Below are 7,932 nucleotides of genomic sequence, written 5' to 3' on the forward strand. Positions count from 1 at the left end.
CTGACTATCGTCGTGGGACGGTTACTGCGCTGGCCGGAGGACGTTTGAGTCAGGCAATAGGTTATAACCGCGCGTTGTTAGCCTTAAGGCCCATTGGCTCCTTAATGAAACCAGTTATTTATGCTGCTGCTATGCAGGACTCCAACATAGGTTTAAATACGCCGGTGGCTGATGAGCCTGTTACCCTGTCCGATAAGAACGGCAAAGAATGGCAGCCGCTGAATTATGATGAAGAATTTAGTGGCAGCTTACTGCTTTATGATGCGCTTGTTCAGTCGCGGAACTTGCCCGCGGTCAGGGTTGGTATGGAAGTGGGTATAGACCAGTTAGTGCGGTACTTACGCGAGTTAGGCGTGACAACACCGTTGCAGCCATACCCGTCACTGACGCTGGGTTCTGCTTCGCTATCTCCTATGGCGGTCGCGCGAATGTACAGCGCGTTAATGAACGATGGCCATTACCAGCCTTTAACAGCGGTCTCCTCAATTACTACTCATCAGGGAGAGGTCTTATACCGTCGTCAGACACCTGAACAGAAGAAGGTATTTGACCAAAGCGTTTCCTATTTGACGCGTTATGGCCTGCACGGGGTGGTCGCTGAAGGCACCGCCAGCCGGCTTCAAAGTGCACTGGCCGGACAGATTGTTGGTGGCAAAACAGGCACCACGAATGACTACCGTGACAGTTGGTTTGTGGCTGTTGATGGAGAGCAAGTTGTGACTGTCTGGTTAGGGCGGGACGATAACCAACCCGTTGGTTTAACGGGAAGCAGCGGAGCACTGAAAGTTGCCGCCGACTTCTATGGGTATCTGCCTCCGTTGAGCATGGCGCTGGACGTACCCGAACCTTTGCTTATGCAGAATTTTCACCCAACTACGGGGCAGAGAATTCCGGAGGATTGTAATAATGGTCGTAAATTACCGGCAGAGGAAATCAGACTCCCCGAGGATATTACCTGTGACGGTAATATCCGCGAGAAAAACTGGTGGGAACGTTTGTTCGGTGGTTAATCAGCTGATACTAAAGTAATTTAGCGAAAGCTTTTTCAGCGGCATCTAAGGTCTGCTGAATATCTTCTTCACTGTGTGCTGCAGACATAAAGCCGCCTTCGAAGGCTGACGGTGCCAAATACACTCCTTGCTCTAACATGGCGTGATAGAAAGTTTTGAAGTGTTCCATGTTGCACTGGGTAGCCTGAGCAAAGGTTGTGACTTCAGGTTCTTCGGTAAAGAAGAAACCAAACATGGAGCCGGCACGGCTGGTGGTCATTGGAACTCCGGCACGGTCAGCACGTTCCTGTAGTCCGTTGAGTAAAGTGTCAACTCGCTGATAAAGCTGGTCGTATAACCCTGGTGTTGATAATTGTTGTAAAGCCGCTAAGCCTGCAGCCATAGCAACAGGGTTACCCGATAACGTACCGGCCTGATAAACAGGGCCGACCGGGGCAATGTAGTCCATCACTTCTTTTTTGCCGCCAAAGGCACCAACCGGCATACCGCCGCCAATAACTTTACCCAAAGTAGTCAGGTCAGGCTTTATGTTGTAACGCTCCTGGGCCCCGCCAGGTGCTACACGGAAACCGGTCATAACTTCGTCAAAAATTAATACCGAACCGTGATCGTCGCAAATGCTGCGTAAACCTTCCAGAAAGCCTTCAACCGGAGGAATGCAGTTCATGTTTCCGGCGACAGGTTCAACAATAATACAGGCAATTTCGTCACCCATTTCAGCAAAAACTTTTTTCACTGATTCAATATCGTTGTAATTCACAGTTAGGGTGTGTTTGGCAAAGTCTTCCGGGATGCCGGGCGAGTTAGGTACACCCAGAGTCAAAGCACCTGAACCGGCTTTAACCAGCAATGAATCAGCGTGACCATGGTAGTTACCTTCAAACTTCAGAATTTTATCCCGGCCGGTATAGCCTCGGGCCAGGCGAATAGCGGTCATGGTTGCTTCTGTACCAGAATTCACCATACGTACTTTTTCAATTGAAGGCACAATTTTGCGGATAGTTTCCGCCATAGTGATTTCAACTTCTGTCGGCGTTCCGAAGCTTAAGCCTCGCTTGGCCGCTTGCAGAGTCGCCTCTAAAACTGCCGGGTGGTTGTGGCCCAGAATCATAGGTCCCCAGGAGCCAACGTAGTCTATGTAACGTTTGCCGTCAGCATCGAACATATAAGCGCCTTCAGCGCGCTCAAAGAAGATGGGTGTACCACCAACGCCATTAAAAGCCCGAACCGGCGAGTTAACGCCGCCAGGAATACTGATTTGTGCTTGAGTGTATAATTCTTCTGAGCGACTCATGTCGTAACTACCTCTTTACTGTTGGCTTTTCTCGCTGTACCAGTTGACCTCACATTGGTGTTTATCAACTTGATCAACGACCCCAAGTGTTAATGCAAACAGAGCCATACGAATTAATACGCCGTTGTCTGCCTGGCGGAAAATAGCCAGGTTGGGGTTTTGGTTTAAATCATTGTCCAGTTCATTTGCCTCGGCGCGGGAATCTCGCGGCAGAGGGTGCATGATGACGGTATTGGGTTTGTAGTGCTTAGTGTATATATCCTGGTTTAAACGAAACTTACCGCGATACTGATCAGCGTCTTCCGGGCTGGCAAAACGCTCTTGCTGAATGCGAGTCTGATAGACAATATCAGCGTCGACAATACCGTCGACCTTTTCTGTGACAGTGACACGGTGACCTGCGTTTTCCAGCGTATCTAATACGGAGCCCGGCATAGAAAGTTCACGTGGAGAAATTAAAGTGAACTTAATATTTTTGTACATGGATAGCAGTGTCGACAGCGAGTGAACTGTACGTCCGTATTTTAAATCGCCAATCATGCAAATGTGCATGTTATCAATGCTTTGTTGATGGTATGCCAGCTCTTTTTGAATGGTGTAAAGATCCAGTAGTGCCTGCGTGGGGTGCTCGTTTGCTCCGTCACCGCCGTTAATGACAGGCACCCGGCTGCCTTCGGCAAACTCTCTCACTGACCCCGATTTCGGGTGACGCATAGCAATAACGTCACTGTAGCTGCTTAGCACACGAGCGGTGTCGTAAAGTGATTCACCTTTGGCTATGGCAGAACTTTCCATTCCGGTGGTTTCGCGTACTTCGCCCCCTAACAGGTTGAACGCAGTACCAAAACTGACCCGGGTACGGGTAGATGGTTCAAAAAACAGGTTGCCTAGAATAGCGCCGTCGAGAACGCGGGTGCGTGTTTTGCGCCTTGCATAAGGTTGCATCTTGTCAGCAACGGAGAAAATATAATCAATACTGTCGCGATCGAACTGGTTTACAGAAAGAATATTGGAGCCGGTGAAATTCATCTTTAGGTGCGCCTCTGCCGCAGAATGTCACTGGACGCACACTATAGCAAATCATGTGGCACAAGAGAATCTAATAAGGCTTAACCACGGCCAAAATTATGATCGCGAACAGCGCCAGTACCGGGAGCTCGTTAAAAACACGATAAAATCGATGGCTACGGCGGTTATTACCGGTTTTAAAGTCTTTAAGCAGCTTAAAGCAGTAGCCGTGATAGATATAAAGCAACAGTACCAGCACCAGCTTAGTGTGCATCCAGCCACTGGCGGCAAACCAGGCCGAACCATAAGCAAAAATCAGCACAACGCCGAAAATGAGGGTAAGAATAGCGAAAGGCGTGACAAAATACAGCAGTCGCCTTTCCATGACGCAGAGCTGCTCGTCGACAGCTGGTTTTGCATTCATTGCGTGATAAACAAACAAGCGTGGCAAATAAAAAATGCCAGCGAACCAGGAAACCATAAAGGCAATGTGCAGGGCTTTAACCCATAGTATCCACGTCATGAGAGCTCTCTCTGTAAGGCTTTACGAACTATTTCCCAGGTGACAATTCCACAAGGTTGTCCGTCATCTGTTTCATAAACAAATACGGCGCCTCGTCTTTGCTGGCCTATTTCATCATAAACTTCAGCCAAAGTAGAGGTTACCCGAATTCCTTTAATTGGCGTATAGCTCAGGCTTGGACTGTCACCGGCATTGATATCATAGGATACGAGTCGGTAAAGGGCCTGATTTTCTTCATCGACCGACATTACGATAACGGTTTTTGCCTGTGCTGATTCTAATGCGTCAACCAGTTCATTTTGAGTCGGTTCAAGCAGGAGTTTAAAGTCGGTTTCCATAACATTTTCAACCCCCGTTTTTTGCAGAGCAACATGCACTGGCGCAAGTTGATAGGGCAAGTTCTGAAGGTCAAGTTGGGCAATAAAAATCGACTTGGATTTGAGTAACTGGCTGGATATCAGATAAGCGGGCACAATAACCAACATAGCCGGAATAATAATTTCAACGCTACGGGACAATTCAACGATAGCCAGAAGAGCAGCCATGGGGGCATGAATACAGGCTGCCAAAATGCCTGCCATACCCAACAAGATGAAGCTGTCAAAAGAGAGATCCTGCTGAATACCGAGACCATTGACAGCCCCTACGAATACTGCCGCAATAATAGCGCCTATTCCAAATACAGCACCGATTAACCCACCAGGTATGCCCATACCTAATGCAATCGCAGAAGCAAAGAGTTTGGCAATCAGCAAGGTGACCAATAATGACATTTGACCTTGATGATTCAGCACCTGCTCAATGGCGGTAAGCCCCGGGCCTAAACTGGTGGGTATAATGACAGCAAGCATGGCGGTGATAAGTCCGGCAAATAATAAACGGGTAAACAATGACATGTCCTTGACCGTTTCCATGACATCCAGCATCAGCTTTTTAAACATTACGCCGACTAATCCAAGAACGACACCAAGCAATACGACCCAGGGCAGTTGAGTGGTCGGAATATCCTGTGCAGACAAAACGGCTAATTCGGAGGCAACACCAAAAATCTCTTCAGTTATCAGAGAGCCGGCAACTGCCGAGAGCATAACCGGGATGAAAACATGAACCTTATATTCCCGCAGCACCACTTCCATAACCAGAATCATAGCGGCTAGAGGCGTATTGAAGGATGCAGCTATTGCAGCTGCAATACCACAGGCCGCCAGGGTGCGAACGGCATTTTTTGGTGCATCAAAATGAAAGCCCAGCCAGGTTGCAGCCGCAGCGCCTAAATGAACGGCGGGACCTTCTCGGCCAACACTAAATCCCGCAACCAATGCAATAATACCGCCGAAGAACTGATTCACCGTGCTGCGCCAGGGCAGCATACCGTAGTGCTGCTTCATGCGGTGAATAACGTAAGGTATGCCCATTCGAACATGCTTTGACCCTGAAAGCCTGAACAGAATATAAATCATGACAGCCGCAACAACCGGGAGTAAAAAGCGGTAAGTAGTTGGTAAAGGCTGTTGCCAATAGCTGTCATTACCGACAAGATAGGCGCCTTGCTCTATGGCGAACCGAAAACCGGCAATCATGAGTGCTGCCAGAATACCGCCGGCCAGGCCCATTAAACAAATTGCGATAGTCGTAGAGGGCGTCGCCAGTTGTTTTCGCAGTTGTTGCCGGAGTACGGAGCTAGTGGCCATTTGAAATACGATCCTTACCTTAAACCGTGGGATGACGCTTGCATATTTATCAATAACATATCAGCATAAACGCTTGATGGAAATGAGCTGGAAGTTATGAAGCCCTATTTTAACCTGAAATACTGGCAACAGCGCTGGGGAGCCTTCCCGGTATTTTTAGTAATGATCCTGGCTGCCGTTTTGGTTGTCTACCTGGCGTATTTGGCTGGTGTGTGGCACGCGCAGGCGTTAAAGGAAGAAGTTGCAGAACAGGAAGAGCAGTTAGATCAGCTGTATCAGCGACTAGAGCAAATGGAATATCAGAGACATGTGCTGCAGGTTGAATTGGACATTGAACGTTCAGCGAACCAAAGCCTGCAGGACGAGCTGTCCGCACTGCAAAACGATAATTATGGGCTGCGACGCGACTTAGCTTTCTATCAGAAAATTATGGCGCCGGAGTTGCAGGAAAGCGGGGTTACTATTGACTCGCTGACTGTCACCGCGAACCGTTCTGAGAATCACTTTCACTTCTCTCTCGCGTTATTGCAGATAGAACAACGCCGTAATTTCGTTCAGGGTAATGTGACAGTCGAGCTTATAGGTCGCATCGACGGAGAAAAAAAGCGTTACGACTTATTAGATCTGGCGAACATTGGCGACGACGACCGCAGCTTTTCAATGCGCTACTTTTCGCTGTATGAGGGAGACTTTTTTATGCCGGAGGGCCTGGCCCCTGAGCGGGTTGAAGTTAGGGTTCGGTTAACCAAAGGTGGCAAAGGAACCCTGGACAGAGCTTTTTTCTGGAAAGAAATTAGCCGTAATGAAACAACCCCTGGTGTGCGGAGCGATGGCGATACTTGACCAAAATACTCAGGTAAGAGAAAATAGCCGTAGAGTTCAACGAAGGTAGAGAAATCATGAGCAGTGCAGCAGAACAGGCGATGCCGATTGAGTTTACTGAGCAAGCGGCAAGCAAAGTGGGTAAGCTGATTGCTGAAGAAGAAAACCCAAATTTGAAGTTGCGTGTTTACGTAACCGGAGGCGGATGCTCTGGCTTCCAGTACGGTTTTACCTTTGATGAAAAGAAAAACCCGGGTGACATGGAAATAGAGAAAAATGGCGTTACGCTATTGGTTGACCCTATGAGTTTACAATATCTGATGGGCGGTGTGGTCAGTTACGAAGAAGGGCTGCAGGGCTCTCGCTTTTTCGTTGACAACCCCAATGCAACCACGACCTGCGGTTGTGGGTCCAGCTTTTCGATTTAACGCCTTCCCCAATAGACTTGAGCGGCTGAAAGTTTGCGCTTTTTCCGCTAGAATAACCTCACAATTTGTTGTGAGGTTTTTTTATGGGCGCGTACGCAGAACACATCAAGACAGTTTGTAGCCGCTTTGATAAAGCGTTAGAGGACAATCAATTTGAATCCGTATTGGTTTACTCGGGGCAACCCCGGGTTGATTTTCTTGATGACAACGCGCCGCCGTACCGTGTTAACCCTCTGTTTAAGTATTGGGTACCGGTTACAGAAAGCCCTAAAAGTGCGATTTTTTATCGCAAAGGCAGTCAGCGTCCTACTGTGTACTTATTTCAGGCACGTGACTTCTGGCACGCTCCGGTTAACGTTCCGGAAGAAGAGTGGCAGCAGTATGTCGATTTAAAAATTATCGACGACTTAAGCATGTTGACCGAAGATTTAGGCAGTGACCTGGAACAGGCAGCCTTTATTGGAGAAGACTTTGCTCAACCAGTCAGTGACTGGAAAGTAAAAGCTCGTAACCCACAGGCACTGATTGATCACCTGCATTTCCACCGCTCGATAAAAACCGAGTGGGAAGTGGAAAATCTGCGCGAAGCCAACCGTTTAGCAGCAAAAGCTCATGTTGCAGCCAAAGAAGCATTTTTTGCGGGTAAAAGTGAGCTGGAAATACACCATGCCTACTTAGGAGCTATCGACTTTCGCGAGTCACAAGTGCCGTATAACAGCATTGTTGCTCTGAACAGCCACTCAGCAATTTTGCACTATGATGTTTACGACACGGTTCCGCCTAAGCAAATTCGCTCGTTCTTGATTGATGCTGGCGCACGATATCGCGGTTATTGCTCTGATATAACCCGTTCTTACGCTTATGAAGAAGGTTTCTACGCAGACTTAGTTGAAGCCATGGATAAGGCTCAGCAGGAGCTATTAAGCGAAATTAAGCCAGGCGTGAATTATTACGACCTGCATGTGTCCATGCATTTGAAAGTTGCGCAAATTTTAAGTGACTTTGAGTTTATTAAAGGTGATGCACAAAGCATTTACGACAAAGGTTACACCAGCGCCTTTATGCCGCACGGACTGGGTCACTTTATTGGTTTACAGGTGCACGATGTTGGTGGCTTCCTGAAAGACGATAAAGGTGACAGCTACGAACGTAGCGA

Annotated in this window: 8 protein-coding genes; 4 read left to right on the forward strand and 4 right to left on the reverse strand. The window is 48.1% G+C overall.

The window, feature by feature from the left end; translation table 11 throughout:
- The coding region (locus B3180_RS08185; protein WP_286843949.1) for a penicillin-binding transpeptidase domain-containing protein at positions 1-1,010 on the forward strand (1,010 nt) is incomplete at its 5' end.
- Between the two features lie 10 nt (positions 1,011-1,020).
- Here B3180_RS08185 and hemL read toward each other — a convergent pair.
- The 4 genes from hemL to B3180_RS08205 form a co-directional block, all read right to left on the reverse strand.
- A complete protein-coding gene (gene hemL, locus B3180_RS08190) occupies positions 1,021-2,304 on the reverse strand; it encodes a glutamate-1-semialdehyde 2,1-aminomutase (protein WP_222235823.1) in 1,284 nt (427 codons plus the stop codon).
- Between the two features lie 15 nt (positions 2,305-2,319).
- Positions 2,320-3,333: an aspartate carbamoyltransferase gene (locus tag B3180_RS08195; RefSeq protein WP_054489632.1), complete on the reverse strand. Its 1,014-nt coding sequence runs from the start codon at positions 3,331-3,333 to the stop codon at positions 2,320-2,322.
- 70 nt (positions 3,334-3,403) lie between these two features.
- Positions 3,404-3,835: a protoporphyrinogen oxidase HemJ gene (hemJ, locus tag B3180_RS08200; RefSeq protein WP_199494287.1), complete on the reverse strand. Its 432-nt coding sequence runs from the start codon at positions 3,833-3,835 to the stop codon at positions 3,404-3,406.
- On the reverse strand, positions 3,832-5,526 hold the full coding sequence (locus B3180_RS08205; protein WP_199494288.1) for a chloride channel protein: 1,695 nt from the start codon (positions 5,524-5,526) through the stop codon (positions 3,832-3,834). Before B3180_RS08205 ends, hemJ begins: the two co-directional genes overlap by 4 nt.
- 96 nt (positions 5,527-5,622) lie before the next feature.
- Between B3180_RS08205 and B3180_RS08210 the strand changes: the two genes are divergently transcribed.
- The 3 genes from B3180_RS08210 to pepQ all read left to right on the forward strand — a co-directional run.
- Positions 5,623-6,369: a DUF6776 family protein gene (locus B3180_RS08210; protein WP_054489626.1), complete on the forward strand. Its 747-nt coding sequence runs from the start codon at positions 5,623-5,625 to the stop codon at positions 6,367-6,369.
- 56 nt (positions 6,370-6,425) lie between these two features.
- Positions 6,426-6,776, forward strand: coding sequence for an iron-sulfur cluster insertion protein ErpA (gene erpA, locus B3180_RS08215; protein ID WP_054489624.1), 351 nt, complete (start codon positions 6,426-6,428; stop codon positions 6,774-6,776).
- 83 nt (positions 6,777-6,859) lie between these two features.
- On the forward strand, positions 6,860-7,932 hold a 1,073-nt coding region (gene pepQ, locus B3180_RS08220), incomplete at its 3' end, for a Xaa-Pro dipeptidase (protein WP_286843954.1).

This window comes from Idiomarina sp. UBA4206 (genome assembly GCF_002383015.1).
Taxonomy (GTDB): domain Bacteria; phylum Pseudomonadota; class Gammaproteobacteria; order Enterobacterales; family Alteromonadaceae; genus Idiomarina; species Idiomarina abyssalis.

Bases quoted from the DNA above. Each gene is read 5' to 3' on its own strand.
- B3180_RS08195 (WP_054489632.1), bottom strand. From the start codon at position 3,333: ATGAATTTCACCGGCTCCAATATTCTTTCTGTAAACCAGTTCGATCGC.
- erpA (WP_054489624.1), top strand. From the start codon at position 6,426: ATGAGCAGTGCAGCAGAACAGGCGATGCCGATTGAGTTTACTGAGCAA.
- B3180_RS08210 (WP_054489626.1), top strand. From the start codon at position 5,623: ATGAAGCCCTATTTTAACCTGAAATACTGGCAACAGCGCTGGGGAGCC.
- hemJ (WP_199494287.1), bottom strand. From the start codon at position 3,835: ATGACGTGGATACTATGGGTTAAAGCCCTGCACATTGCCTTTATGGTT.
- hemL (WP_222235823.1), bottom strand. From the start codon at position 2,304: ATGAGTCGCTCAGAAGAATTATACACTCAAGCACAAATCAGTATTCCT.
- B3180_RS08205 (WP_199494288.1), bottom strand. From the start codon at position 5,526: ATGGCCACTAGCTCCGTACTCCGGCAACAACTGCGAAAACAACTGGCG.